Annotated in this window: 23 protein-coding genes; 13 read left to right on the forward strand and 10 right to left on the reverse strand. The window is 69.0% G+C overall.

Annotated elements, in window-relative coordinates; genetic code table 11:
• The 4 genes from ilvC to miaA form a co-directional block, all read right to left on the reverse strand.
• Nucleotides 1-885, reverse strand: an 885-nt coding sequence (gene ilvC, locus QNJ67_13630) for a ketol-acid reductoisomerase (GenBank protein MDJ0610011.1), incomplete at its 3' end; no start/stop codon positions are given.
• A gap of 109 nt (nucleotides 886-994) precedes the next feature.
• The gene (gene ilvN / locus QNJ67_13635; GenBank protein ID MDJ0610012.1) at nucleotides 995-1,516 is read right to left on the reverse strand and encodes an acetolactate synthase small subunit; all 522 of its coding nucleotides are present in this window, start codon (nucleotides 1,514-1,516) and stop codon (nucleotides 995-997) included.
• Between the two features lie 37 nt (nucleotides 1,517-1,553).
• Nucleotides 1,554-3,371: an acetolactate synthase 3 large subunit gene (locus tag QNJ67_13640; protein MDJ0610013.1), complete on the reverse strand. Its 1,818-nt coding sequence runs from the start codon at nucleotides 3,369-3,371 to the stop codon at nucleotides 1,554-1,556.
• A gap of 163 nt (nucleotides 3,372-3,534) precedes the next feature.
• Nucleotides 3,535-4,518, reverse strand: coding sequence for a tRNA (adenosine(37)-N6)-dimethylallyltransferase MiaA (gene miaA, locus QNJ67_13645; GenBank protein MDJ0610014.1), 984 nt, complete (start codon nucleotides 4,516-4,518; stop codon nucleotides 3,535-3,537).
• 66 nt (nucleotides 4,519-4,584) lie between these two features.
• Here miaA and serB point away from each other — a divergent pair, with 66 nt between their 5' ends.
• On the forward strand, nucleotides 4,585-5,472 hold the full coding sequence (serB, locus tag QNJ67_13650) for a phosphoserine phosphatase SerB (protein ID MDJ0610015.1): 888 nt from the start codon (nucleotides 4,585-4,587) through the stop codon (nucleotides 5,470-5,472).
• 222 nt (nucleotides 5,473-5,694) lie between these two features.
• Here serB and QNJ67_13655 read toward each other — a convergent pair whose 3' ends face one another.
• Nucleotides 5,695-6,177 (reverse strand): flavin reductase family protein, encoded by a 483-nt coding sequence (locus QNJ67_13655; protein ID MDJ0610016.1) that lies wholly within the window; start codon nucleotides 6,175-6,177, stop codon nucleotides 5,695-5,697.
• Between the two features lie 176 nt (nucleotides 6,178-6,353).
• Between QNJ67_13655 and QNJ67_13660 the strand changes: the two genes are divergently transcribed.
• Together QNJ67_13660 and QNJ67_13665 are read left to right on the forward strand one after the other, a co-directional pair.
• Entirely contained in the window at nucleotides 6,354-7,157 is an 804-nt protein-coding gene (locus tag QNJ67_13660) for an aspartate dehydrogenase (protein ID MDJ0610017.1), read from the forward strand.
• Nucleotides 7,158-7,255: 98 nt separating this feature from the next.
• Nucleotides 7,256-8,251, forward strand: a complete 996-nt coding sequence (locus QNJ67_13665) for a HEAT repeat domain-containing protein (protein ID MDJ0610018.1) — start codon at nucleotides 7,256-7,258, stop codon at nucleotides 8,249-8,251.
• Between the two features lie 4 nt (nucleotides 8,252-8,255).
• On the opposite strand, the gene QNJ67_13670 is transcribed toward QNJ67_13665, so the two are convergent.
• Entirely contained in the window at nucleotides 8,256-9,479 is a 1,224-nt protein-coding gene (locus tag QNJ67_13670) for an MFS transporter (protein MDJ0610019.1), read from the reverse strand.
• A 151-nt stretch (nucleotides 9,480-9,630) separates the two neighbouring features.
• Between QNJ67_13670 and QNJ67_13675 the strand changes: the two genes are divergently transcribed.
• Nucleotides 9,631-11,733, forward strand: a complete 2,103-nt coding sequence (locus tag QNJ67_13675; protein MDJ0610020.1) for an FAD-dependent oxidoreductase — start codon at nucleotides 9,631-9,633, stop codon at nucleotides 11,731-11,733.
• A gap of 247 nt (nucleotides 11,734-11,980) precedes the next feature.
• Here QNJ67_13675 and QNJ67_13680 read toward each other — a convergent pair whose 3' ends face one another.
• From QNJ67_13680 to QNJ67_13690, 3 genes are read right to left on the reverse strand one after another with little or no spacing between them, the layout of a single operon-like run.
• Nucleotides 11,981-13,009, reverse strand: coding sequence for an aldo/keto reductase (locus QNJ67_13680; protein ID MDJ0610021.1), 1,029 nt, complete (start codon nucleotides 13,007-13,009; stop codon nucleotides 11,981-11,983).
• A gap of 38 nt (nucleotides 13,010-13,047) precedes the next feature.
• A complete protein-coding gene (locus QNJ67_13685; GenBank protein MDJ0610022.1) occupies nucleotides 13,048-13,773 on the reverse strand; it encodes a GntR family transcriptional regulator in 726 nt (241 codons plus the stop codon).
• Nucleotides 13,770-16,706, reverse strand: a complete 2,937-nt coding sequence (locus QNJ67_13690) for an FAD-binding and (Fe-S)-binding domain-containing protein (protein MDJ0610023.1) — start codon at nucleotides 16,704-16,706, stop codon at nucleotides 13,770-13,772. Before QNJ67_13690 ends, QNJ67_13685 begins: the two co-directional genes overlap by 4 nt.
• A 222-nt stretch (nucleotides 16,707-16,928) precedes the next feature.
• Here QNJ67_13690 and QNJ67_13695 point away from each other — a divergent pair, with 222 nt between their 5' ends.
• The 7 genes from QNJ67_13695 (at nucleotide 16,929) to QNJ67_13725 (ending at nucleotide 23,678) form a co-directional block, all read left to right on the forward strand.
• The gene (locus QNJ67_13695) at nucleotides 16,929-18,131 is read left to right on the forward strand and encodes an aminotransferase class V-fold PLP-dependent enzyme (GenBank protein ID MDJ0610024.1); all 1,203 of its coding nucleotides are present in this window, start codon (nucleotides 16,929-16,931) and stop codon (nucleotides 18,129-18,131) included.
• A gap of 95 nt (nucleotides 18,132-18,226) precedes the next feature.
• Nucleotides 18,227-19,204, forward strand: coding sequence for a TRAP transporter substrate-binding protein (locus tag QNJ67_13700; GenBank protein MDJ0610025.1), 978 nt, complete (start codon nucleotides 18,227-18,229; stop codon nucleotides 19,202-19,204).
• A 110-nt stretch (nucleotides 19,205-19,314) separates the two neighbouring features.
• Entirely contained in the window at nucleotides 19,315-19,860 is a 546-nt protein-coding gene (locus tag QNJ67_13705; GenBank protein ID MDJ0610026.1) for a TRAP transporter small permease, read from the forward strand.
• Nucleotides 19,857-21,140 carry a TRAP transporter large permease gene (locus QNJ67_13710; protein MDJ0610027.1) on the forward strand — a complete coding sequence of 428 codons (1,284 nt, stop codon included), beginning with the start codon at nucleotides 19,857-19,859 and terminating at the stop codon, nucleotides 21,138-21,140. The genes QNJ67_13705 and QNJ67_13710 overlap by 4 nt, the downstream gene beginning before the upstream one ends.
• 22 nt (nucleotides 21,141-21,162) lie before the next feature.
• Entirely contained in the window at nucleotides 21,163-21,942 is a 780-nt protein-coding gene (locus tag QNJ67_13715) for an enoyl-CoA hydratase-related protein (GenBank protein MDJ0610028.1), read from the forward strand.
• Nucleotides 21,943-22,097: 155 nt separating this feature from the next.
• On the forward strand, nucleotides 22,098-23,300 hold the full coding sequence (locus tag QNJ67_13720; protein ID MDJ0610029.1) for a CoA transferase: 1,203 nt from the start codon (nucleotides 22,098-22,100) through the stop codon (nucleotides 23,298-23,300).
• A 6-nt stretch (nucleotides 23,301-23,306) separates the two neighbouring features.
• The gene (locus QNJ67_13725; GenBank protein ID MDJ0610030.1) at nucleotides 23,307-23,678 is read left to right on the forward strand and encodes an MmcQ/YjbR family DNA-binding protein; all 372 of its coding nucleotides are present in this window, start codon (nucleotides 23,307-23,309) and stop codon (nucleotides 23,676-23,678) included.
• A gap of 440 nt (nucleotides 23,679-24,118) precedes the next feature.
• Here the strand turns inward: QNJ67_13725 and QNJ67_13730 are convergent, their stop codons facing one another.
• Nucleotides 24,119-24,460: a DUF1127 domain-containing protein gene (locus QNJ67_13730; protein MDJ0610031.1), complete on the reverse strand. Its 342-nt coding sequence runs from the start codon at nucleotides 24,458-24,460 to the stop codon at nucleotides 24,119-24,121.
• A 193-nt stretch (nucleotides 24,461-24,653) separates the two neighbouring features.
• On the opposite strand from QNJ67_13730, the gene QNJ67_13735 reads away from it, so the two are divergent.
• Together QNJ67_13735 and QNJ67_13740 are read left to right on the forward strand one after the other, a co-directional pair.
• On the forward strand, nucleotides 24,654-25,565 hold the full coding sequence (locus tag QNJ67_13735; protein MDJ0610032.1) for a transcriptional regulator GcvA: 912 nt from the start codon (nucleotides 24,654-24,656) through the stop codon (nucleotides 25,563-25,565).
• A gap of 79 nt (nucleotides 25,566-25,644) precedes the next feature.
• Complete coding sequence (locus QNJ67_13740) at nucleotides 25,645-26,472, forward strand: methyltransferase domain-containing protein (GenBank protein MDJ0610033.1); 828 nt, start codon at nucleotides 25,645-25,647, stop codon at nucleotides 26,470-26,472.
• Nucleotides 26,473-26,562 lie beyond the last annotated feature (90 nt).

Raw genomic sequence — 26,562 nt, forward strand, 5'->3', positions numbered from 1 at the left:
GCACTCGGTGACCCAGTCGCGGGCGAAGCGGCCGGACTGGATGTCGTCCAGGATGCGCTTCATCTCGGCCCGGGTCTCGTCGGTCACGACCCGGGGGCCGCGGGTGTAGTCGCCGTACTCCGCAGTGTTGGAGATCGAGTAGCGCATGTTCGCCATGCCGCCCTCGTACATCAGGTCGACGATCAGCTTGACCTCGTGGAGGCACTCGAAATAGGCCATCTCGGGCGCGTAGCCGGCCTCGACCAGGGTCTCGTAGCCGGCCATGATCAGCGCGGTCAGGCCGCCGCAGAGCACCACCTGCTCGCCGAAGAGGTCGGTCTCGCACTCCTCCTTGAAGGTCGTCTCGATCACGCCGGCGCGGCCGCCGCCGATCGCCGAGGCGTAGGAGAGGCCGATCTCCTGGGCGTTGCCCGAGGCGTTCTGCTGCACCGCCAGGAGGCAGGGCACGCCGCCGCCGCGCAGGTACTCGGAGCGCACGGTGTGGCCCGGGCCCTTGGGCGCGACCATGAGGACGTCGAGGTCCTTGCGCGGCTCGATCAGGTTGAAGTGGATCGAGAGCCCGTGGGCGAAGGCGATCGCCGCGCCCTCGCGCAGGTTGGGGCCGAGCTCCTCGTTGTAGATCTGGGACTGCAGCTCGTCGGGCGCGAGCACCATGACCATGTCGGCCCAGGCGGCGGCCTCGGCCGGCGTCATGCTCTCGATGCCGGCGTCGGCGGCCTTCTTGCGGCTCGACGAGCCCTCGCGCAGGCCGACCCGCACATCCGCGACGCCGCTGTCCTTCAGGTTGTTGGCGTGGGCGTGGCCCTGGCTGCCGTAGCCGATGACCGCCACCTTCTTGCCCTTGATCAGATTGACGTCGGCATCCCGGTCGTAATAGACGCGCATAAGACCTTCACTCCCCTAGATTTCTGTCGTTTGTCCCCTGTGCCAGCGGGTTCTAGTCGCCGGCCGGCCCTCGTGCAACGAGATTCACACCCCCCGCGTCCCGCCGGGCTCAGCGCGGCAGACCCTCGGGGCCGCGGGAGATCGCGACCACGCCGGTGCGCGACACGTCGACCAGGCCGAGCGGCCGCATCAGGTCGATGAAGGCGTTGATCTTCTCGCCGCGGCCGGTCATCTCGAAGACGAAGTGCTCGTGGCCGGAATCGACCACCCTGGCCCGGAAGATGTCGGCGGTGCGGAGCGCCTCGACCCGCTTGTCGCCGGCGCAGGCGACCTTGATCAGCGCCAGGTCGCGCTCGACGTAGGGGCCCTCGGTGGTCAGGTCGCTGATCGAATGGACCGGCACTAGGCGGTCGAGCTGGGCCTTGATCTGCTCCAGGATCATCGGCGTTCCGCTGGTCACCACGGTGATGCGCGAAAGCGCCTCGGTCGGGTCGACCTCGCTGACCGTCAGGCTCTCGATGTTGTAGCCGCGGCCCGAGAACAGGCCGATGACCCGCGCCAGGACGCCCGGCTCGTTGTCCACCAGCACGGCGATGATGCGTTGATCGATCTCGGTTTCCTTGGGAGACACGGCTTCGACTTTCTAAGATCTGAGGAGACGCGAAGCGTCAGACCAGGACCATGCCTTCTTCCGAGATCGGCTTCTCCGCCTTGTCGTCGGGGCCGAGCAGCATCTCGTAGTGGGCCGCGCCCGAGGGGATCATCGGGAAGCAGTTCTCGTCCTTGGCGACCAGGCAGTCGAAGATCACCGGCTTGGGCGTCTCGATCATTTCCATGATCTTGTCGTCCAGCTCCTCCGGGTTGGTGGCCCGGATGCCGACCGCGCCGAAGGACTCGGCCAGGGCCACGAAGTCGGGCAGGGAGTCCATGTAGCTCTCGGAATAGCGCTCGCCGTGCAGCAGCTCCTGCCACTGGCGCACCATGCCCATCCACTGGTTGTTGACGATGAAGGCCTTCACCGGCAGGCGGTACTGCATGATGGTCGAGAGTTCCTGGAGGTTCATCATGAAGGAGGCCTCGCCGGCCACGTCGATCACCAGGGCGTCGGGATGGGCGACCTGCACGCCCAGCGCCGCCGGGAAGCCGTAGCCCATGGTGCCCAGGCCGCCGGAGGTCATCCAGCGGTTCGGCTCTTCGAACTTGAAGTACTGGGCCGCCCACATCTGGTGCTGGCCGACCTCGGTGGTGATGTAGGTGTTGCGGTCCTTGGTCAGCTCGTAGAGCCGCTGGATCGCGTACTGCGGCTTGATGACCTTGCCCTTCTGCTCGTACTTCAGGCAGTCGCGCGCGCGCCAGCCCTCGATCTTGCCCCACCAGGCGTCCAGCGCCTTCTGGTCCAGGGCCGCGCCCTTCTGCTCCCAGGCGGCCAGGAGGTCTTCCAGCACCGAGCCGCAGTCGCCGATGATCGGCAGGTCGACCATGACGTTCTTGTTGATCGAGCTGGGATCGATGTCGACGTGGATCTTCTTGGACTGGGGCGAGAACTCGTCGAGCCGCCCGGTCACCCGGTCGTCGAAGCGCGCGCCGATGTTGATCATCACGTCGCAGCTGTACATCGCCAGGTTGGCCTCGTAGGTGCCGTGCATCCCCAGCATGCCGAGGAACTGGGGGTCGCTGGCCGGGTAGGCGCCCAGCCCCATCAGCGTGTTGGTGCAGGGCATGCCGGTCTTGCGCACGAAGCGTGTCAGCAGTTCCGAGGCCTTGGGCCCGGCGTTGATCACGCCGCCGCCGGCGTAGACGATCGGCCGCTTGGCCTTGGCGATCATCTCCACCGCCGCCGCGATCTTGGCGCTGTCCGCCTTGACCCGGGGCCGGTAGCTGCGGTGGCGGCCGTTCTCCGGCACCTTGTATTCGCCCTTGGCCTGGAGGATGTCCTTGGGCAGGTCGACCACGACCGGCCCGGGCCGGCCGTGGGTCGCCACGTAGATCGCCTCGTGCATGATCCGCGGCAGATCCTCGATCGACTTGACCAGGTAGTTGTGCTTGGTGCAGGGCCGGGTGATGCCGGTGGTGTCGGCCTCCTGGAAGGCGTCGTTGCCGATCAGGTGCGTCGGCACCTGGCCGGTCAGGCAGATCACCGGGATGGAGTCCATCAGCGCGTCGGTCAGGCCGGTCACCGCGTTGGTCGCGCCAGGCCCGGAGGTCACCAGCACCGCGCCGATCTTGCCGGTCGAGCGGGCGTAGCCTTCGGCGGCGTGGACCGCGCCCTGCTCGTGGCGCACCAGGATGTGGCGCAGCGCGTTCTGCTGAAAGATGGCGTCGTAGATCGGCAGGACGGCGCCGCCGGGGTAGCCGAAGACCGTATCGACGCCGTGGTCCAGCAGGGCGCGGATGACCATGGCCGAGCCGGTCATCACGGTGGTCTCGGCGGTCTCCCCGCCCTTGGCTTCCCGGTCCTTCGTCTCGGACCCCTGGTCGCTCGCCATCTTCTCCATCCCTTTGTTCCGGCGCTGCTTTCCGGCGCCCGTACCGCAGACCGTAAACCGGCCCCGCCTGCCTGTAAAACCCTACAGGCACACTGCCGGTCCGCTCGTAATCTCAGGTCCCGCCGCCGGCCCTCCCCGGCGCGGGAGGCCGCAAGCTACGCGCTCAAAATTGCGTGGTCAACAGGAATTCGCGAATTTTGTTAAAGATTTTGTCGTCAAAACTTTTCGAATATTGCGCATCGAGGCGCAGGGGCGCAGGATCGTTAGGCGCTTGGTCCTGCGGCGTCTGGGTCCTCAGCCAGGTGATTTGGCGCTTGGCATAGCGCCGGGTCGCCGTCTGCGCCTCGGCGACCGCGGTTTCCAGGTCGCAGTCGCCGGTCAGATGGGCGGCGAGCTCGCGCACGCCGAGCGCGCGCATGACCGGCAGGGCGGGATCGAGACCGAGGTCGAGCAGGGCACGGACCTCGTCCAGCGCACCGCGCTCCATCATGACCAGGAAACGCGCGTCGCAGGCCCGGTAGAGCGCCTCGCGCGGCGGCGCGACCAGGATGCGCAGGAAAGCGAAGGGCGCCGCTTCGGCCTTCTCCGCCTGCCAGTCCGAGAGCGGCCGGCCGGTGGCGTCGAGGATCTCCCAGGCGCGGATCAGCCGCTGGCTGTCGCCCGGGTCGAGGCGCGCCGCCGTGACCGGGTCCCGGCTCGCCAGCTCGGCGTGAAAGGCTTGGCCGCCCAGTCTCTGATGACGGTCGCGGGCGCCGGTTCTCACTTCGGCGGGGACGGGGGGCAGGGGGCTCAGGCCGCGCGCCAGGGCGCGCAGGTAGAGGCCCGTGCCGCCGACCAGGATGGGCAGGCGGCCGGCGCCGCGGCATGCGGCGATCTCCTGCAGCGCCATCTCGCGCCACACGCCCGCGGAACAGGCCCGGGTGCCGGGCATGATGCCGTAGAGCCGGTGCGGCGCAGCGGCCAGGGCCTCGGCGTCGGGCCGCGCGGTCAGGATGTTCAGCTCCCGGTAGACCTGCATGGCGTCGGCGTTGATCACCGTGCCGCCGAAGACGCGGGCCGCCGCCAGGGCGAGGGCGGACTTGCCGCTCGCGGTTGGCCCGGTCACGATGACGACCGGCGGTTTCGCCGGTTTTGCTGCTGCGCTCAACAAAGCTATTCTTGACCGGTTTCGGGCGCGTGCGCGGAACTCTCCGCCCCATCTATAGGCCGGCCGATGTCTCTTGTCGTCACCCTCCTCGCCGCACCCGGCGCTCAAGGCCCCTTGTCCGACGCGCTCTCCGACCTCTCCTGGGCGCTGACCGAGGCCGGCGCCGCGCTCGGCCGCCCCGACTGGCTGCAGCCCGGCCGCGCCTGCGACCTGACCTTCGAGGGTGTCGCGCTCGACGCGGCGCGCGACCTGGCCGGACGGAGCCTCGCGGGACAGGCGGTGGATTTCCACGTGCAGCTGCCGGCCGGCCGGCGCAAGGCCCTGCTCCTGGCCGACATGGAGTCGACGATCATCGGCCAGGAGATGCTGGACGAGATGGCGGACATGATCGGCCGGCGCGAGGCGGTCGCGGCCGTGACCGCCCGAGCCATGGCGGGCGAGCTCGACTTCCGGGCGGCTCTGGAGGAACGGGTCGCCCTCTTCGCGGGCCAGCCCGCCTCGCTGCTCGACCAGGTAGCCGACCGCATGACCCTTAATCCCGGCGCGGCGGCGCTGGTCAAGGGGCTGCGCGAGCGGGGCATCCACACGGCGCTGGTCTCCGGCGGCTTCACCTGTTTCGCCGAGCCGATCGCCGAGACCTGCGGCTTCGACCAGGTCTTCGCCAATCGCCTGGAGGTCGTTGACGGCGCGCTGACCGGGCGCGTCCAGGAGCCGCTGCTCGACCGGGACGCCAAGCGCATCGCGCTCGAGGAGCTCTGCACCGAGCGGCAGCTCGGCCCGGAGGCCGCCTGCACGGTCGGGGACGGCGCGAACGACGCCGCCATGCTCGAGGCGGCCGGTCTGGGTGTGGCCTACCGGGGCAAGCCCCCGGCCCGCGCCGCCGCCGCCGTCAGCCTCGACCACGCCGAGCTCGACGGCATCTGCGCCCTCATGGGCCTGCGCGACGGTGGCTGAGCTTCGGCTTCGTCAGCCGTCCCGCCAGGCCCGCGACGCCTTGCAGCGGTCGCAGATCCGGTGGTGTGCGCCCTCCGACGAAAAGGTCTCTCGGCACATCAGGCAGGTTCGCCGCCGGGCTAGCTGTCCGTAGGGCATGTCCTTGCGTTGCTTGTCCATGCCTCAGTGGACGCGGAAAAGCCGTCCGCATTGGGGCGGGCCCGTGGTCTTGTCACGGCGGGGCTAGCTCTCTGCCAGTCGGCGATAGGCGCCGCGGAAGTACACCAGGGGCGGGTCCTCCGAGCCGAGCTCGATCGCCTCGACCTGGCCGGTGACGATCACGTGGTCGCCGCCGGGAAAGGCGTCGGCCAGGCGGCAATCCAGAACCGCGAGCGTTCCCGCGAGACGCGGGCAGGCGCCGTCCCCGGAGTTCGTTTCGATACCCCGCCACTTGTCGTTGCTCACCTGGGCGAAGGTGTTGGAGAGGTCGCTCTGGTCTTCCGCCAGAAGGTTGACCGCGAAGCGGCCGGCGGCCTGGAGGTCCGCCAGGTCCGGGTTGTCGGTTCCGAGGCAGAAGAGGACCAGCGGCGGCTCCAGCGACACTGAGGCGAAGGAGCTGACCGTGATGCCGATCCTGCGGCCGTCCGGCGCGGTCGAGGTGACGACCGTCACCCCGGTCGGAAAACGGCCGAGGGCCGCGCGGAAGGTTGCTGCGTCGACGGGCATGCCGCTGAGCCCCTTTCACCAGATGAAAAAAAGTCTCACCACAGAGACACAGAGATCGCGGAGAACCAAAGACTTTGTTGCGCGCGAGCGCGCGAAAACCCTCTTGTTGTTTCTCGGTGTCCTCTGTGTCTCTGTGGTGAGACCTTCTTTGTTGGCAGCATGGTGAGGATGAAGCGGTGATCACAGTGGCGGTTGCCGGGCTGGGGGCGATCGGCCTGCCGGTGGTGCGGAAGCTCGATGAGGGGATACCAGGCCTCACCCTGACGGGGGTCTCGGCGCGGGACCGTGCCGGGGCCGAGGCCAAGATGGCGGGTTTCCGAAGGTCGGTGCCGGTGCTGCCGCTGTCGGAGCTGTCCGGCGCCGCCGACGTGGTCGTCGAATGCGCGCCGGCCGCGGTCTTCGCCGAGCTGGCCGGCGCGGTGGTCGAGGCCGGGCGCACGCTCATGACCTTGAGCTGCGGCGCGCTGCTCGCGCACATGGACCTGGTCGAGCGCGCCAAAGAGACCGGCGCCCGGATCGTCATTCCGACCGGCGCGCTTCTGGGGCTCGACGCGGTGCGCGCGGCGGCGGAGGGCGAGGTCGCGCGGGTCACCCTGCTCAGCCGGAAACCGCCGACGGGCCTGGTCGGCGCGCCGTACCTGGAACAGCACGGCATTTCCCTCGAAGGACTGCAGAAGCCCCGGAAGCTCTTTGCCGGCAATGCCTACGAGGCGGCCAAGGGCTTTCCCGCCAACCTCAACGTAGCCGTGGCCCTGGCGCTGGCCGGGATCGGGCCGGAGCGCACCACCCTGGAGATCTGGGCCGATCCGGGGATCAGCCGGAACACCCACACGGTGACAGTGGAAGCCGAAGCGGCGCGCTTCGAGATGACCATCGAGAACGTGCCGTCCGAAGAGAACCCGCGCACCGGCCGACTGACGCCGCTCAGCGTCATCGCGGCGCTCCGGCGCCTGACCGCGACGCTGCAGGTCGGGACCTGACCGGCGGCGCGGACCGCTGCGGTCTTGGTCAACATTCTGACTTAGGGCTTCCTTAAGCCGCCTATGGCACCAAGTCTGGCTCAAGCCCGAGGTGCGCCATGAAGGGGCAACCCCACTGCATCGCCGTTCGATCCCGCCGCGCCGCGCGCGGCGCCGCGGCGCTGTCGGCGCTCTGGCTCGTGGTGGCGCCCGCGTTCAGCGTCCAGGCCGCCCCGCAGCCGGAATCCGGCGGCGCACGGCAGTTCGACGTGACGGTCGATCAGGGCCTGCTCAGCCTGGAAGCGCGCGAGGCGGCGCTGGCCCGCGTGCTGCGCGCGGTCGCCGAGCAGGCGGACTTCACGCTGCGCTTCCGTGGCGAGGTCGACACCCCGGTCACGCTCAGCCTCGACGGCGTTCCCCTGGAAACCGGTATCCGCCGGCTGGTCGGACGCAACAGCCTGGTGATCATGCATGATTCCAGGGACGTGAGCACCGTGCTGGTCGACGTGGCCTACGCCGCGCCGATCGTCGCCATCGAGCACGACAGGCCGGCCTTCACCCTCGACCGCATCTACGGCGACGTGACGCGCCCCGACCGGATCGGGCGGCTTCGGACGATCCGCCGGCTTGGAAAGCGCGGCGACATGCCCGCCTTGAAGGACCTCGGCCTGGTTCTCTCGCTGGAGCAGGATCCCATGCTGCGCCGCATGGCGGTCATGGGCCTGGGGTCCGCCGGACGCGACGAGGCGGTGCCGGCCCTGGCCTTCGCGCTCGGGGACCGCAACGCCTCGGTGCGCGCGCAGGCCCTGCGCGCCCTGGCGAAGATCGAGGGCGTGGCCGCGCAGGCCGCGGTCATCGAGGCCCTGGGCGACGAGGCGGCCATGGTCCGCGCCGAGGCCGTGCGCGTGCTGGGCCTGCGCGGCGGAGAGGACGCGGTGGAAGCGCTGCGCGACGTCCTGCTCGACGAGACCGACCCGGCGATCCGTCGCGACGCCGTGGCGGCGCTCGCCAAGCTGCCGGGCGAGGAGGCCGCCTTCGCGCTCGAGATCGGCGCGGCGGACCTCGATCCGGCGGTCCGCGAGACGGCCCTGGCCGCGCTCGAAGTGCGGCCCTGATCCCTTACGACTCGTCGGTTTCCAACTCGTAGACCGAGGGGCTGGTCTTGGGCACAGGCACGAAGGTGACCCGCTCGACCGCCTTGGCCAGAGGTCGCCGCAGCATCCGGTAGCCGATGTAGAGCGCGAAGAGGCCGAGGATCCCCGCCATGATCAGGAACAGGCTGCCCGGTTCGGTCGCCTCCATCGCGGCGCCGAAGACAAGCGGCCCGGCGACCGCGCCCATGGCGTAGAGCAGCAGAAGCCCGCTCGAGGTCTCGACCAGCGCCTCGGCCGGCGCGTAGTCATTGGCGTGGGCCAGCAGCAGCGCGTAGAGCGGGATCATGAAGGCCCCGTGCAGGCAGGCCAGGGCGAAGTCGGTCAGGTGGCTGGCCGGTTCGAGCCAGGCCAGCGTCAGGCCGGTCGCCACGGTGCCGAGACTGCAGAACGCGATGAGGATGCGGCGGTCGAGTCGGTCAGAGAGACGCCCCAGGGGCCACTGGGAGATCGTCCCGCCGACCAGGAAGGCGGCCATGAAGAAGGTGACCTCCGAGACGTCGAACCCGCGGCCCTGGGCGAAGACCGGACCCAGGGTCCAGAAGGCGCCGTCGATCGCCCCGATGGCCAGGCAGCCGATGGCGCCGGTCGGAGAGAGTCGGAACAGGGCGACGATGCGCAGCTTGGCGCTGGCGATCGGCCGCGGCGCCGGCGTGTCGGTCAGGGCGATCGGCACCAGGGCGAGCGAGATCACCACGGCGGTGAGGATGAAGAGCGACGGCTCGAGGGGGTCGTAGACGTTGACGGCGAGCTGCCCCGCCATGGTCACCACGTTGGTGACGATGATGTAGATCGACAGCACCTGGCCGCGCACTTCGTTGCTCGCCTGGTCGTTCAGCCAGCTCTCGACAACCATGTAGAGCACCGCGAGGCAGAGACCGGTCAGCCCGCGCAGGGCCGCCCAGGCGACCGGGTCGACCGCCAGGGGATGGATCAGGACGGTGGCCGCCAGCAGCGCCGCGAAGCCGGCGAAGCAGCGGATATGGCCGACCGTCTTGACCGCCAGGGGGCCGAGCAGGCAGCCGACGGCGAAGCCGGCGAAGTTGGCCGTGCCCATGAGGCCGATCCAGAGTGTGGAGAAGCCCTCGAGCTGCGCCCGGATGGGAATGAGCGTCATCAGCAGGCCGTAGCCGAGAAAGAGGCCGCCCGCCCCGACCAGCAGGGTCGCGATCGATCGCGTGCTCGAGCTCATCGCGCCCACTCCCCTTTTGCGGCCGTCCGACGAAGCCCGATAGCCCGGGCCGCTCCGCAAGGCAAGCCGGGAACGCCGCCGGCGCCGGCATCTCTTGCTAAGGCCATGACAGCGTAGGAAGATCGGGCACCCTATCGGCCGGAGGCTGCCCGTGACCACGACCCGAGACCCGCGCTACGACATCCTCTTCGAACCGGTCGCGATCGGGCCGGTCACGGCGCGCAACCGCTTCTACCAGGTGCCCCACTGCAACGGCATGGGCCGGGTCCACCCGAGCTCGGCGGCGGCGATGCGCGGGGTCAAGGCCCAGGGCGGCTGGGCCGTGGTCTCGACAGAAGAGGTCGAGATCCACCACACCTCCGACATTTCGCCCTACGCCGAGGGCCGCTTCTGGGACCGGGACGACGTGCCGGGCATTGCCCGCAGCGCCGAGGCGATCCACGAGTACGGCGCACTCGCCGCCATCGAGCTCTGCCACAACGGCTACAGCTCGCCCAACCGCTACTCGCGCGTGCCGCCGCTCGCTCCCACCGGCCGGCCGGTCGAGACCTACGACCCGGTGCAGGCCCGCACCATGGACAAGAGCGATATCCGCGACCTGCGGCGCTGGCACCGGGAAGCGGCGCTCCGGGCGCGCGAGGCCGGCTTCGATATCGTCTACGTCTACGCCGGCCACGACCTGGGTATTCCCATGCACTTCATCTCGCGCCGGCACAACCAGCGGACCGACGAGTACGGCGGCAGCCTTGAGAATCGCGCGCGCCTGATGCGCGAGATGATCGAGGACACCAAGGAGGCCATCGGCGACCGCTGCGCCGTGGCGGTGCGCTTCGCCGTCGACGAGCTGCTCGGCGACGAAGGGATCGCCAGCGACGCCGAGGGCCGGGAAGTGGTCGAGCTGCTGGCCGACCTGCCGGACCTCTGGGACGTCAACGTCGCCAACTGGGCCAACGATTCCGTCACCTCGCGCTTCGCCGAGGAGGGCTTCCAGGAGGCGCAGATCGCCTTCGTCAAGCAGGTCACCGGCAAGCCGGTGGTCGGCGTCGGCCGCTTCACCTCGCCCGACGCCATGGTGTCGCAGATCAAGCGCGGCGTGCTCGATCTGATCGGCGCGGCCCGGCCCTCCATCGCCGACCCCTTCCTGCCCAAGAAGATCGAGGAAGGCCGGCTCGAGGATATTCGCGAGTGCATCGGCTGCAATATCTGCGTCTCGGGCGACTTCAACGCCGTGCCGATCCGCTGCACCCAGAACCCGACCAAGGGCGAGGAGTGGCGCCGGGGCTGGCACCCCGAGGTCATCCCGGCCAAGGGCTCGGACGCCCAGATCCTGGTGGTCGGCGCCGGGCCTGCCGGACTCGAGTGCGCGCGTGCCCTGGGCCAGCGCGGCTACCGGGTGATCCTGGCGGAGGCCGGCAAGACGCTGGGCGGCCGGGTCGACCGGGAATGCCGCCTGCCCGGCCTCTCGGCCTGGGGCCGGGTTCGCGACTACCGGGTCGGTCAGATCCAGCGCATGGCCAACGTCGAGGTCTATCTGGACAGCGCCCTCGACGCCTCCATGGTGCGCGAGTTCGGGTTCGAGCAGGTCGTGCTGGCGACCGGCGCTGAGTGGCGCCGGGACGGCGTCGGGCGGGAAAACCACCGGCCGATTCCGGGCAGCGACAAGCCCTGGGTGTTCAGCCCCGACGACGTCATGGCCGGCCGGGAGATCGAGGGCCCGGTCGTCGTCTTCGACGACGATCACTTCTATCTGGGCGGCGTGCTGGCGGAACTGCTGCGCCGGCGCGGGGAGGCGGTCACGCTGGCAACGCCGGCCGCCGAGGCGTCGAGCTGGACCCACAACACGCTGGAGCAGCGGCGGATCCAGACCGGCCTTCTGGAGTCCGGCGTGGAGATCGCGGCGCACCGCAACCTGGCGTCGGTCCAAGACGGCGCGGTGGAGCTGGCCTGCACTTTCACGGACCGGCGCGAGACCCGGCCCGCGGCGGCGGTCGTCATGGTGACGTCGCGCCTGCCCGACGATGCGCTCTACCACGAGCTGGCCGGCGATCCCGGCGCGCTCGCGGCGGCGGGGATCACCTCGGTCTCCCGGATCGGCGACTGCCTGGCGCCTTCGACCATCGCGGCCGCGGTCTACAGCGGCCACCTGCACGCCCGGGAAACCGATCAGCCGTCGTCGGCGGATGTGCCCTACAGGCGCGAGATCCCGCTGGTGTCGCCGGACTGGCCGCTGAGCCGCGTGATGCAGATAAAGTGAGAGGCGTCCGTCCCGAGGGACGAAACGCCTCTGTATCTATATTGCCCCTGAAAATAACGGGCCGCTCCAGAAAGGCGTTAACTGCCTTTAGCTACCAATCGGAGCGGTTCCTCGCCGCTAATCCGAACCCTTCACCGTGCAACCATCAAAAACTAAAGAATAACTTCGAATAATTTCCAGAACTGTATTTCAATCAAAAGTAAAAATCAAGAAGAAATAGATTGCGTAAGAATTACTTCAATTAAGCTTAATAAAAAACCGGGCTTCCGGAAACGGCAGCCGGCCGGCCGGTGATGGCGTACTTCGGGTCGCTGTAGCCGGGGGTCGAGGGATGTCCCGGCGCGACCAGGGCGTCGAGGAAGGCTTCGTCCTCGGACGACCAGGCCTGGCCGATCGCGCCCAGATACTCCTGCCACTGCCCGAGGGTGCGCGGTCCGGCCAAGACGGCGGTGACCAGCGGATTGGCCAGCACCCAGTTGAAGGCCCACTGGCCCGCGGTAACGCCCTTCGCTTCGGCGCGGGCCCTGATCTGCTGTGCGATCACCAGGGATTCGCGCCGGAACTCGGTCTCCATGATCCTTTCGTCGCCCCGGCCCGCCCGGGTTTCCGGCGGGGGGCTTTGGTCGGGCTGGTACTTGCCGGTCAGCACGCCGCGGGCCAGGGGGCTGTAGGGCACGACGCCGATCCCGTGATGGCCGCAGGCCGGCAGGATCTCGACCTCCGGCTGCCGGTCCATGGCGTTGTAGTAGGGCTGGCAGACCACGGGTTTCGGCAGGCCCAGCGCCGCCGCCCGGTGGACGACCTCGGCGATGCGCCAGCCGCGGTAGTTGCTGAGTCCGTAGAACCGCGCCTTGCCCGCCCGCAGGACGTCGCCGACCGCCGCCAGGGTCTCATCCAGCGGTACGTCGGGCACGTCGAGGTGCAGGTAGTAGACGTCGACGTAGTCCGTGTTCAGGCGGCGCAGGGAATCGTCGATCGCCTGGAGCACCCACTTGCGGCCGAGTCCGCTCTCGTTCGGCCGGCCGCTCATGGGATTGCCGACCTTGGTCGCCAGCACCCAGCGGTCGCGGTCCTGCGCGATCAGGCGGCCGACCATGGCCTCCGAGGCGCCGCGGCTGTAGACGTCGGCCGTGTCGATGAAGTTGACGCCGGCATCCCGGGCCGACGCGACGATGCGCTCGGCCTCGGGCTCGTCGGTGCGGTCGCCGAACATCATGGTGCCGAGGCAGATCGGCGAGACCATCAGGCCGCTTCGTCCGAGCGGGCGGTAGTCCATGGGGCGGTCCCTTTCCTTGGCTTGTCTCCGGTGGAGGCTCAGCCGGGGCCGCCTCCGTTCGGCGCCGCTTCGCTCTGCAGCGCCTCGATCACCGTCTCGCACTTGTTGCGCAGGTGCCGCTTGAGCACCTGGGCGAGCGCGACGCCGTCCCGCGCCTCGAGCGCACGCAGGATCTCCTCGTGCTCGGCGACCGCCGCAGCCCAGCGGTCCCGCGACATGTTGGCGACGTAGCGGGCGCGCCGGATACGCCCGGCGAGTCCCCGGTAGAGCGTCACCAGGGTCGGATTGCCGGCCCAGTCGAGGATCCTCTCGTGGATCTGCTGGTTCAGCCGGAAATAGGGCGCGAGCTCTCCGCGTTCGTAGTGCAGCACCATCTGATAGTGCAGCGCCCGGACCTCGGCGAGCCCCTCGGTCGTGATGCGTTGGGCGGCCAGTTCTCCGGCCAGGGCCTCGAGCGCCCCCATGACGGGAAAGAGCTCCTCGACCGCCTCCACGGTCAGCTGGGCGACCCTGGCGCCCCGGTTCGGCGCCAGCTCCAGGAGGCCCTCGGAGGCGAGCACCTTGAGCGCTTCCCGGAGCGGCGTGCGCGAGACCTGGAAGCGGTCGCAGAGCTCGCGCTCCGGCACCCGCGTGCCAGGGGCCAGCTCGCCCTCGACGATCAGCGTGCGCAGGCGGCCGGTCAGCTGGTCGTGCAGCGAGGGGCGGGCGATCGGCCCGGCGTCGGGACTGGGTTGTTCGGCGCGTGCGGCTTCGGGCGGCATCATTGCGCGGCCTCCCGGCTCTCTTCTTTCAGGGCGTCGGCCAGCACCCGGGCGACGTGCAGCGGTTCGCGCCCCAGGGCATCCGCGACCTGATGCCGGCAGGAGGTGCCGTCGGCGACCCAGAGAGCGTCGTCACCGGCCTCCCGCAGGGCCGGCAGCAGCGACAGCTCCGCCATCTTCATCGAGACCTCGTAGGTCTCCGCGCCGTAGCCGAAGGCGCCCGCCATGCCGCAACAGCTCGACGCCACCGTCTCGACGTCGAGCTCGGGGATCAGACCGAGCACCTTCTCGACCGCGCCCATGGCCCCGAAGGCCTTCTGGTGGCAATGGCCGTGAAGCATGGCGCGGGACTTGCCCAAGGGCCCGAGCTCGAGCGCGAGGCGCCCCCGGTCGGCCTCGGCGGCAAGGAACTCCTCGAACAGCAGCGCCGAGCCGGCCAGGGCCTCGGTCTCGGCGCCCGGCAGCAGGGCCATGAACTCGTCGCGCAGGGTCAGCAGGCAGGAGGGCTCGAGGCCGACCACGGGCAGTCCGCGGGCGACCAGGGGCGCCAGCGCCGCGGCGGTGCGCCGGGCCTCGCGGCGCGCCTCCTCGACCAGGCCCGCGGCCAGGTAGGTGCGTCCGCAGCAGAGCGGCCGGCCGCCGTCGAGCGGCCGAGGCGCGTGCAGCCGGTAGCCGGCGGCGGTGAGCACCTTCTGGGCGGCGCGCAGGTTGTCCGGCTCGAAATAGCGGTTGAAGGTGTCGGCCAGCAGCACGACCTCCGGCCCGCCTTCCGCGCCGCTTTCCGCCGGCGCGTCGAAGACGTCGCGGCGCCAGCGGGGCAGGCGGCGGCGGGCGCTCAGCCCCAGGGCCTTCTCGCTCAGGCCGGCCAGTCCAGGAACCTTATCCCGCAGGTTGGAGAGCGGCGCCAGGGCCGCCGCCAGCCGCGCGTAGCGCGGCAGGTGGGCGACCAGCCTGTCGCGCAGGGAGAGGCCGTGCTCGCGGTTGTAGTGATGCAGGAACTCGACCTTCATGCGCGCCATGTCGACGCCGGTCGGGCATTCCCGCTTGCAGCCCTTGCAGCCGACGCAGAGCTTCATCGCCTCGGCCATCTCCGGGCTGGTCAGGGCGCCGGGCCCGAGCTGTCCGGAGAGGGCGAGGCGCAGGCTGTTGGCCCGGCCGCGCGTGACGTGCTGCTCGTCGCCGGTCACCCGGTAGGAGGGGCACATCACCGCGGCGTCGCGCTTGCGGCAGGCGCCGTTGTTGTTGCACATCTCGACCGCGCCGGCGAAGCCGCCCCAGGCCGACCAGTCGAGCGCCGGCGCCGGCGCCTCGGTGCGGTAGCCCGGCTTGAAGCGGAACAGGCTGCGGTCGTCCATCTTCGGCGGATCGACGATCTTGCCCGGGTTCATCAGGCCCTTGGGGTCGAAGGCCTGCTTGACCTCCTTGAAGGCCTGGACCATGCGGTCGCCGAACATGGCGCCGTGGAACTCCGAGCGCACCAGGCCGTCGCCGTGCTCGCCCGAGTGGGAGCCCTTGTACTCGCGCACCATGGCGAAGGCTTCCTCGGCGATGGCGCGCATCTTCCTGACGTCGGCCTCCTGCTTCATGTTGAGGATGGGCCGCACGTGCAGGCAGCCGACCGAGGCGTGGGCGTACCAGGTGCCTTCCGTGCCGTGCTTGTGGAACACCTGGGTCAGGCGGTCGGTGTACTCCGCGAGGTCTTCCAGGGCGACCGCGCAGTCCTCGATGAAGGAGACCGGTTTGCCGTCGCCCTTCATGGACATCATGATGTTGAGGCCGGCCTTGCGCACTTCCCAGACCGCCTGCTGGAAGCTCGGCTCGGTCGCCTCGACCACGGCGTTGGGGAACCCCAGCTCGGCCATCAGGGCGACCAGGTCCTTGAGCTTGCGCTGCTGCGCCGCAAGGTCCTCGCCCGCGAACTCGACCAGCAGCAGCGCCGCCGGTTCGCCCCTGACGAAGGCCTCGATGGTGCTTCGGTAGAGCGGGATGTCGCGCGCCAGGTCGATCATGGTGCGGTCCGCCAGCTCGACCGCGCTCGGATCCAGGGCCACCAGGTGGCGGGTCGCGTCCATGGCCTCGTAGAAGGTCGGGAAGTGGCAGACGCCCAGCACCTTGTTCTCGGGGATCGGCTGGAGATCGAGCTCAATCGCCGTGGTGAAGCCGAGCGTGCCCTCTGAGCCGACCAGGAGGTGGGCCAGGTTGGCTGGCTCGTTGCCGGCCAGGGTATCGATGTTGTAGCCGCCGACCCGGCGCATCAGCTTGGGAAAGCGCCGGTTGATCTCGCCGGCCTCGCGCCGGCCGAGGGCGAGCAGCCGTTCGGTCAGCGCCGCAGGAGGCGCGGAGGGCGGCGCGGCGCCGCCGTGCCCGTTGCCCAGCCTGCCGAAGGTGTGGACGCCGCCGTCGCCGATGACCGCCTCGATCGCCCGCACGTTGTCGCGCATGGTGCCGTAGCGCAGCGAACGGGCGCCGCAGGAGTTGTTGCCCGCCATGCCGCCCAGCGTGGCCCGGCTGCCGGTCGAGATGTCCACCGGGAACATCAGGCCGTGGGGCTTGAGGAAGGCGTTCAGCCGGTCCAGCACCATGCCGGGCTGCACGGTCACCCGCCGTTTCTCGGCGTCGAAGCCGACCACCTTGTTCAGGTGCTTGCTGACGTCGACCACGATCGCCCGGCCGACGGTCTGTCCGCACTGCGACGTGCCGCCGCCGCGCGCCAGGATCGGGGCCCCGGCCTCGCCGGCGATCTCGATGGTCCTGACCACGTCCTCGACGCCGGCCGGGATCACGACGCCGAGCGGCTCGATCTGGTAGATCGAGGCGTCCGTGCTGTAGCGCCCGCGGCTGAAGGCGTCGAACAGGACCTCGCCCTCGATCTCCCGCGCCAGGCGGGCCCTGAGGGCTCCGTCTCCAGGTTCGAGGGCTGGGGATTGCTGGGTCATGATCGGGCTGCGGCCTGTGCTCATTGCCTAAGGAACCCGACATAGCAGTTTTGCATTCAAAATGCAAAGTCACACGTCGAACCGGTCCTCCGGAATCCACGAAATTAGGCGGTTTGTCGCTTGCTTCGCGCCGTGGTGTTGACGCCAGGGTAAATTGCATGCAAATTCGCACCTCGACGAACCTGCGGGCGCGGCCCGCCGAGGGCGATGAAAGGACCGATGATGTCGCACCGGAGCGGCCGCCATTTTCTCCAGATCCCGGGGCCGACCAACGTCCCCGACCGCATCCTCCACGCCATGGCGCAGCCGACGATCGACCATCGCGGCCCCGCGTTCGGCGCTCTCGGACGCGAGGTGCTGGCCGGCCTCAAGGGCATCTTCCAGACCGAGGGGCCGGTGGTCATCTTCCCGGCCTCCGGCACCGGTGCCTGGGAAGCCGCCCTGGTCAACACGCTGTCGCCCGGCGACCGCGTGCTCATGTTCGAGACCGGCCAGTTCGCGAGCCTGTGGCAGCGCCTCGCCGAGCGGCTCGGCCTGACCGTCGACTTCGTGCCCGGCGACTGGCGGCGCGGCGCCGACCCCGAGGTGCTCGAGGAACGCCTCCGGGCCGACGGCGAGCGCGCGATCAAGGCGGTCTGCGTGGTCCACAACGAGACCTCGACCGGCGTGGCGTCGCGCATCGCCGACCTGCGCCAGGCGATCGACCGGGCTGGCCACCCGGCGCTCTTCATGGTCGACACCATCTCCTCCCTGGCCTCGATCGACTACCGCCACGACGCATGGGGCGTCGACGTTACCGTGGCCGGCTCCCAGAAGGGACTGATGCTGCCGCCCGGCCTCAGCTTCAACGCCGTGTCGGACAGGGCCCTGAAGGCTGGCGGGCAGGCCCGCCTGCCGCGCAGCTACTGGGACTGGCAGGACATGCTGGCGGTCAACGACAAGGGTTACTTTCCCTACACGCCGGGCACCAACCTGCTCTACGGGCTGCGCGAGGCGATCCTGATGCTCGAGGAAGAGGGGCTCGAGCGGGTCTTTGCGCGCCACGCCCGCTTCGCGGAGGCGACGCGGCGCGCCGTCAGGGCCTGGGGCCTGGAGCTGCTCTGCGTCGACCAGCGCGAGTTCAGCAACTCGCTGACCGCCGTGCTCATGCCGGCCGGACACGACGCCGACGCCTTCCGCAAGGTCGTGCTGGAGCGCTTCGACCTCTCGCTGGGCAACGGCCTCGGCAAGGTTCAGGGCAAGGTGTTCCGGATCGGCCACCTCGGCGACTTCAACGATCTCATGCTCGCGGGCACGCTGTCGGGCATCGAGATGGGCCTGAAGGCGGCGGGCGTGCCGCACCAGAGCGGCGGAGTCCAGGCCGCAATCGATTTCCTCGCCGGCGAATCGGAGGACGCAGCGCCGGCGCAAAGTCTCGCGTCCTGATCGTGCCGGCCCGCCGCGCCGGGTGAGGGCGGGGCGTCGGGGCGGCTGAACCAATCAAGAGAACGGACCCGTGAGGTCCGACAGGGAGGTCGCTGATGAAGCTATTCAAACTTTCCACGGCGGCGGTCGTCGCCACCGCCTTCTTCGGCCAGGCCCTGGCCGCCGAGATGGAGCTCAAGTTCGGCCACGTCGGGGCCCCGGGTTCCTTGTTCGAGGCCTCGGTCAACGAGTTCGCCAAGCGCGCCAACGAGAAGCTGGCGGGCAAGGCGAAGGTCGTCACCTTCGGCTCCAGCCAGCTCGGCAAGGACAAGGAGCTGCTGCAGAAGCTCAAGCTCGGCACGGTGAACTTCGCGCTGCCGTCGACCGTCATGTCGACCGTGGCCGACGAGTTCGGGCTCTTCGAGATGCCCTATCTGGTCAAGAACCGCGGCCACATGAGCAAGATCGAGAAGGAGATCTTCTGGGCCAAGCTCGCGCCGGCCGCAGAGGCCAAGGGCTACAAGATCCTGGCGGTCTGGGAGAACGGCTTCCGCCACATCACCAACAACGAGCGCCCGATCACCAAGCCCGATGACCTCCAGGGCATCAAGCTGCGCACGCCGAAGGGCGCCTGGCGGGTCAAGATGTTCAAGTCCTACGGCGCGAACCCGACGCCCATGTCCTTCTCCGAGGTCTTCACCGCGCTCAAGACCGGCGTCATTGACGGCCAGGAGAACCCCTTCGCCCAGATCTACAGCGCCAAGTTCCAGGAGGTGCAGAAGTATCTCTCGCTCTCTGGCCACGTCTATACGCCGGCCTACGTCGCCGTCGGCAAGTCCAAGTGGGAGAGCCTGCCGGCCGACGTGCGCGAGGTGCTGGAGCAGACCGCGAAGGAGACCCAGGCCTACGTCTACGAGACCGCCGCCAAGATGGAGAGCGACCTGCTCGGCAAGCTGAAGGCCGGCGGCATGCAGGTGAACGAGCCCGACAAGGCCGCCTTCGTCGCGGCCAGCAAGGGCATCTACCAGGAGTTCTCCGATACGGTCCCGGGCGGCCAGGAAATGGTCGACAAGGCGATCAGCCTCGGGAACTGACGTGACCGCGCGCCCGCCCCTGTCGAGGGGCGGGCGTCGCCTCTCAACCGCAGCAGACCTGCCCTGAAACGGTCCGCGACGCCATACCCGCGGGCCGGCGGAGACCTGCCTTGGCCGCCACCTTCGACACCCTGCGCCGGCTCCTCGAGAAGCTGCTCGAGTCGGTCCTGATCGTCCTCATGGTGGCGTTGACCGCGGTCGTCGTGGTCGCGGTCATCTACCGCAAGGCCGGCGCCTCGCTCGCCTGGTATGACGAGGTCGCCTCGATCATGCTGGCCTGGGTGACTTACTACGGCGCCGCGCTCGCCGCCCTGAAGCGCGGCCACATCGGCTTCGACGGGCTGGTGCTCGCCGTGCCCCTGCCGTGGCGCATGGTCCTGGTCGCGGTGGCGGAGGTCGCCGTGTTCTTCTTCTTCCTCCTGATGGCCTGGACCGGCTGGGTCGTGCTCCAGGTGCTCGAGGGCGACACCCTGGTCAGCCTGCCCGAGGTCTCGGTGCAGATCACCCAGTCGGTTATCCCGATCGGCGCCGTCCTCTTCATGATCGCCGAGGCGCTCAGTCTGCCGGAGCACTGGCGGCACATGCGGCTCGGCATCTCCGAGGAGCATCCGGAGATCGTCGAGGAAGAGGAAGATCAGGGAGGACCGCGGCCGTGATTCTTATCCTCATGATGCTGGGCCTCTTCGCCCTTATCCTGATCGACGTGCCCATCGCGGTCGCCCTCGGCATCGTCGCGGTGGTCGCCATGGTCACCACCCAGGGCGTCGATATTCTGCCCAACGTGGCGCTGGTCATGTTCGACGGCGCGACCAAGTTTCCGCTGCTGGCGATCCCAATGTTCATCCTCGCCGGCGCGATCATGAACTCCTCGGGCATTTCGCGCCGGCTGATCGCCTTCGCCTCGGCCCTGCTCGGCTTCATCAGGGGCGGGCTCGCCATCGTCAACATCGGCGTCTCCATGTTCTTCGCCGAGATTTCCGGCTCGGCGGTGGCCGACGTGGCGGCGACCGGCTCGATACTGATCCCGGCGATGAAGCGGCGCGGCTTCCCCAAGGCCTTCGCGGCCGCCGTAACCTCTTCCTCGGCGACCCTCGCGGTCATCATCCCGCCGTCGATCCCGATGATCCTCTACGGCGTCATGTCGGACTCCTCGATCGTCCAGCTCTTCGTCGCCGGCGTGATCCCGGGTGTGCTCGGCGGCCTGGGCCTGATGGGCGTCTCCTACTGGATGGCGCGGCGCCAGAACTGGCCGGTCGAGGAGGTGTTCCAGCTCTCCAGGCTCTGGATCACCTTCAAGGAGGCGGCCTGGGCCCTGGTCCTGCCGGTCATCATCCTGGGCGGGATCTTCGGCGGCCTGGTCACCGCGACCGAGGGCGCGGGCCTCGCCGTTCTGGCCGCCCTGGTGATCGGCGGGGTCATATACCGCGAGCTGAACTGGGCTTTCCTCAAGGAAGCCGTGGTCGAGGGCGGCCTGCAGACCGCCGTCGTCATGTTGCTGGTCGCGGCCTCGGCCTTGATCGGCGTCTATCTGACCGAGCTTCAGGTGCCCCAGACCCTGGCGGTGAAGATCCTGGAATGGACAGACAACAAGTACGCGGTGCTGGCGCTGCTCAACGTCTTCTTCCTGCTGATCGGCCTCTTCCTGCACTCGGCGGCGGCAATCATCCTGGTCGTGCCGGTGGTCATGCCGCTGGTTAACGCGGTCGGCATCGATCCGGTCCACTTCGGCCTGGTCGTCACGCTCAACCTGGGCATCGGCCAGCAGACCCCGCCGGTCGCCAGCGTCCTGATCACCGCCTGCTCGATCGCCAAGGCGAACATCTGGGAGGTGAGCAAGGTCAACGTCTATTTCGTCTCGGTGCTCTTCGTGATTCTCATGATGGTGACCTATCTGCCGGCGATCCCCATGAGCCTGGTAAACTTCTTCTACCGCTGACCTCTTTCAGGAGCCCTCGGCCATGTCCGACCACGTCCTCGTCACGCGCGACGGCCCGATCGCGACCGTCACGCTGAACCGCCCGGAAAAGCTGAACGCCATGACCAAGGGCATGTGGGGTCGCCTGGGCGAGGTCCTGGAGGAACTCGATGCGGACGACGCGCTGCGCTGCATCGTGCTGCGCGGCGCCGGCGGCAAGGCCTTCTCGCCGGGCAACGACATCGGCGAGTTCGAGGCCGAGCGCTCCACGCCGGATCTGGCACGCGCCTACGGCGTTCTGCTGAACCGGGCCCTGGGCGCGCTCAAGACCTGCCGGCACCCGACCGTGGCCCTGATCGAGGGCATCTGCGTCGGCGGCGGCCTGGAGATCGCGGCGCTCTGCGATCTCAGGGTCTGCGGCGAGTCGAGCCGTTTCGGGGTGCCGATCAAGCGCCTCGGCCTGGTCATGGCCTACCCCGAGATCGACGGTCTGAAGCGCCTGGTCGGCCGCGCCGCGACCCTCGAGATCCTGCTCGAGGGTCGGGTCTTCGGCGCCGCCGAGGCCAAGGACATGGGCCTGGTCAACCGCGTCGTCGCCGACGGCGAGGTCGAGGCCGAGGCCTACGCCACGGCCGGCCGCATCGCCGAGGGCGCGCCCCTCGTCGCGCGCTGGCACAAGAAGTTCCTGGCCCGCCTGGACGATCCGGCGCCGCTCAGCGAGGCCGAGCTCGAGGAAGGCTACGCCTGCTACGACACCGAGGACTTCCAGATCGGCTACCGTTCCTTCCTGGAAAAGACCAAGCCCGAGTTCAAGGGGCGGTGACGGAAAACAAAGGATTCACCACAGAGACACAGAGGACACAGAGAACCAAAAGATGAGTTTCTTCGCGCGCTCGCGCGCATCCCCGATTGTTTGTTTCTCTGTGCTCTCTGTGTCTCTGTGGTGAGAATCTTTGTTGTTGAGTCGAGAAGGTAACGATGGGTGAAGCGCAGGGTCCGCTGAAAGGCCTCACGGTGGTCGAGCTGGCCCACATCATGGCCGGGCCGGTCTGCGGCCTCATGCTGGCGGACCTGGGCGCCGACGTGATCAAGGTGGAGAAGGTTCCCGGCGGCGACGACTCCCGGCGCTTCCTGCCGCCGGAGATCGCCGGCGAGTCGGCGGCTTTCATGATGATGAACCGCAACAAGCGCGGCATCGCCCTCGACCTCAAGTCCGATGCGGGGAAAGCTGTGCTGCGCCGCCTGCTGGCGCGCGCCGACGTGGTGATCGAGAACTACCGCAAGGGCACCATGGAACGCCTCGGCCTCGGCTACGAGGCCCTGAGCGCCGAGAACCCCGGGCTGATCTACTGCGAGATCTCCGGCTTCGGGCGCAGCGGCCCCTACGCGGCGCGCGGCGGCTTCGACCTGATCGCCCAAGGCATGAGCGGGCTCATGAGCATCACCGGCGAGGGGCCGGACCGGCCGCCGGTCAAGGTCGGCGCGCCGGTGACCGACATCACGGCGGGCATCCTGGGCGCGCTCGGCGTGGTTTCCGCCGTGGTCGAGCGGGCCGCCAGCGGGCGCGGCCAGCGGGTCGACACCTCGCTGTTCGAGGCCGGCATCGTCCACACCTACTGGCAGTCGGCGATCGCGCTTGCGACCGGGCGCGCGCCCGGACCCATGGGCTCGGCTCATCCGCTCAACGCGCCCTACCAGGCACTCAAGACGGCGGACGGCTGGATCAATATCGGCGCCGCGAACCAGGCCAACTGGCTGCGTCTGCTGGAGGTGATCGAGGCGCCCGAGCTGGCCGACGACCCGCGCTTCGCGGACAACGAAGCCCGCATGACCCATCTCCCCGATCTGGTCGCGCTGCTCGAAGCGCGGTTCCTTCGCCGCGGCACGGCGGCCTGGCTCGAGCTCCTGGAGTCCGCCGGCGTGCCGGCCGGTCCCGTGCTCGACATTGCGGCCATGCACGCCGACCCCCAGACCCGCGCTCGCGAGATGGTCACCACGGTCGCGCACGGCCGCCTCGGCCCGGTCGAGACCCTCGGCCTGCCGATCAAGCTGTCGGAGACACCGGGCAAGGTGGCACGGGGCGCGCCGACCTACGGCGAGCACACGCGGGAGGTGCTGGCCGAGTTCGGCTACGGTGCCGCCGAGATCGATGCGCTGATCGCCGCCGGCGCGGCGCGCTGACCCGCGATGACCCAGGAAGAGTACAACGACTTCTGCAGCCGCCTGCCCGCCACCTCCCACGTGGTCCAGTGGGGCGGCTCCCACGTCTGGAAGGTCGGCGGCAAGGTCTTCGCCATCGGCGGCATGAAGGACGGCGTTCCGAGCTACACCTTCAAGACCAGCGAGCTGTCCTACGAGATTCTCAAGGAGCAGCCCGGCCTACGCCCGGCGCCCTATCTGGCCTCGCGCGGCATGAAGTGGATCCAGCACTACGCCGAACCGGGCCTTACCGACGGTGAGCTGCGGGACTACCTGCGCGAGTCGCACCGCATCGTGTCGCTCGGGCTTTCCAAGAGGAAGCAGCGCGAACTGGGCCTCGCGCCGCCGCCCGGACCCTAGGGCACCTACACAAGAGCGGACTTTTCGGCGCCGCTCACCGGCGACTGCATGCGGTCAGTTTCGCAGTCGCCGGTCCCGGCGGCCCCCGCGGCATACTGCCGTCGATATCGAAGGCTCCGCGTCGTCATGGCCTCAGCCATGAGCAGGCGCATCAGGGATTCGCAGCCGAGAAATCGAACGATCATGCCGGGGCTCCAAGGCATCGACAGCGGGCAACGACTGCCGGGCTGTTGTCAGAGCAACTCATTTCAACATCCCCCAAGCGGTTGATCAAAAGATGCGAACGATTCGCAATTGCAAGCTTACGCGGATGCCGAGCCATATTGCAATTAAAAATCATTCTCAACACGGCGAGCTGTTGGCGTTCCTGCTCCCGCAATAGGAACGCCCCGGCGCGGGGTCCCGCCGGGGCGTTCATCGGCAGCCGACAGGGAGATCGGCTAGCTCTGCAGGTGTCCCTTCACGCGGGCGGCCGAAAAGGGGTCGGCGTCCTGCCGGTCGAGCGCCGCGTCGACGACGGCGGGGATCTGGCTGCGGTGGACCCCGATGTCGCTCAGGATCCGGTCGTCGAGCGCCCGCAGCTCGCGGATCGCCTCGCGCCGCTTGCCGCGCCGCTCGATCGCGTGCACCGCGCGTTCGAACTGCTCGCCGACGGCGGCCAGGGCATCGACCGCCACCAGGGTCAAGCGCGGCAGCAGAAAGTCGCCGGCCTTGTCGGGCGAGTAGGGGGCGTTGGTCAGCGGACTGCGGACCAGCATCATGTTGGCCAGGGTCCTCGTCATGGTTCTCTCCTTTCGGTCTCGGGCCTGGGGCCGCTCGGTTTGATGGCTTATCGTTTAGAAAAGCTGTCCTGTTGAACCGAGGTCGCGTGCCGTTGAAGTTCTCTCTTGGTTGGTAATTTCGCTATTTTCCCGACTATTTACAAACGAGCTTTTCTTCCTGTATAGATGAGAAAATCTATCTCATGAGGAGAGAATGCGCCGTCTTCCGCCGCTCAATGCCCTGCGCGCTTTCGAGGCCGCGGCCCGCCACCTAAGCTTCGCCAAGGCGGCCGAGGAGCTGAACGTCACGCCGGCCGCGATCAGCCATCAGGTCAAGGCCCTGGAAGATTATTTCCAGGTCAAGCTGTTCCGCCGCCTGACCCGGGCCCTGCTGTTGACCGACGCCGGCCAGGCCGCCCTGCCGGGCCTGCGCGAAGGCTTCGACCGGCTGGCGGAGGCCGCGGAGCGCCTGTCCAACACGCGGCCGGACAACCTGCTGACGATCAGCGTGGCACCCTCGTTCGGCGCCAAGTGGCTGGTCCCGCGCCTCGACCGCTTCCGGTCCCGGCACGGCGAATACGAGGTCCGCATCGACGCCACGGACCACACCGTCGATTTCGCGCGCGAGGCGGTCGATGTCGGCCTGCGCTACGGCCGCGGCAACTATCCGGGCCTGCGCGCCGACGCGCTGCTGACCGAGGAGTCCACCCCGGTCTGCAGCCCCCGGCTGCTCGAAGGCCCGAACGCCCTGCGGGCGCCCGAGGACCTGCGCCACCACACGCTGCTTCACGTTTCCTGGCAGACCGAGGACGATTCGGCGCCGAACTGGCGCATGTGGCTGCTGGCGGCGGGGGTCCAAGGCGTCGACCCGACGCGCGGCTTGACCTTCAACCAGGAGACCCTGGCGATCCAGGCGGCGATCGACGGGCAGGGCGTTGTCCTGACCGGCAGCGTCCTGGCTGGAGACGACCTCGCCGCCGGACGCCTGGTCCGGCCCTTCGAGCTCAGCCTCTGCGACCCGGTCGATTTCGGCTACTACATCGTCAGTCCAGTGGAGACGGCCGAGCAGCCCAAGGTGGCGGCATTCCGCGACTGGATCCTGGAGGAAGCCGGCGCCGCCGGATGACCGCCCGCGACATGCCGGCCTTTCCTTCGCTACCTCGCTGTATCAAGCTGGGCGGGCTTCGACCCTAGGGAAAGACTCCATGGCGGAAGACGCGGCCGGCGGTCCGACCGACACCAAGTCGTTCTACGACAACGCCCTGCGGGAGGCGCTCGAGCGCATCGGCGGCGAGTACCAGCACCTGGCGCTGTTCTCCGGCGGGGCGGACGACAGCTTCGACGCCGCCAAGGCCCGCTCGACCGAGGTCATGGCGGCGGACCTCCCCCTCGGTCCCGAGGCGCGGATCCTCGAGGTCGCCTGCGGGGTCGGCGCGGCGTCGCGCTACCTGGCGAATCGCTTCGGCGGCCGGGTGGAAGCCACCAACCTCTCCGAGCAGCAGCTCGCGCGCGCCCGGGAACTGACCGAGGCGGCGGGTCTGACCGACAGAGTACGCTTCGCCGAGGGCGACTTTCATGCCCTGGACTTCCCCGACGAGTGCTTCGATCTCTGGTGGTGCCAAGAAGCGCTGCTGCATTCGCCCGACAAGGAAAGGGTGCTCAGCGAGGCCTACCGGGTGCTGCGCCCGGGCGGCTGGGCCGTCTTGTCCGACGTGACCGTGCCCGCGCTGGTGTCGCCGGAAGATCGCCGTCGGATCTACGCGCGGGTGCAGACCAGCGTCATGTGGGATCCCCTGGAGCACCTCGCCGCGCTGACCCGCTGCGGTTTCAAGGTCCACGGGTTTCACGACTGGTCGACACACGTGGCGCGCAGCTACGACGAGAACAGGGCCCAGATCGCTGCGCACAAGGATGAGCTCTTGGCAATCGCCGAGCGGGAGGCGGTCGAGCGCGTGCTCGACGAACTGGCGCTCTGGGTCGACTTGGCGCGGGCCGGCAAGATCGGCTGGGTCTGCTTTCAGGCGCAGAAGTAGCCGTCGCCTCCAGCGGGTCTGCTCTGGGCCTTGGTCCGGGTCGCCGAAGCGACGCCCGCCGGCGCCGCGTTGCGCACCCTCTTGGCGACC

This window comes from Kiloniellales bacterium (genome assembly GCA_030064845.1).
Taxonomy (GTDB): Bacteria; Pseudomonadota; Alphaproteobacteria; order Kiloniellales; family JAKSDN01; genus JASJEC01.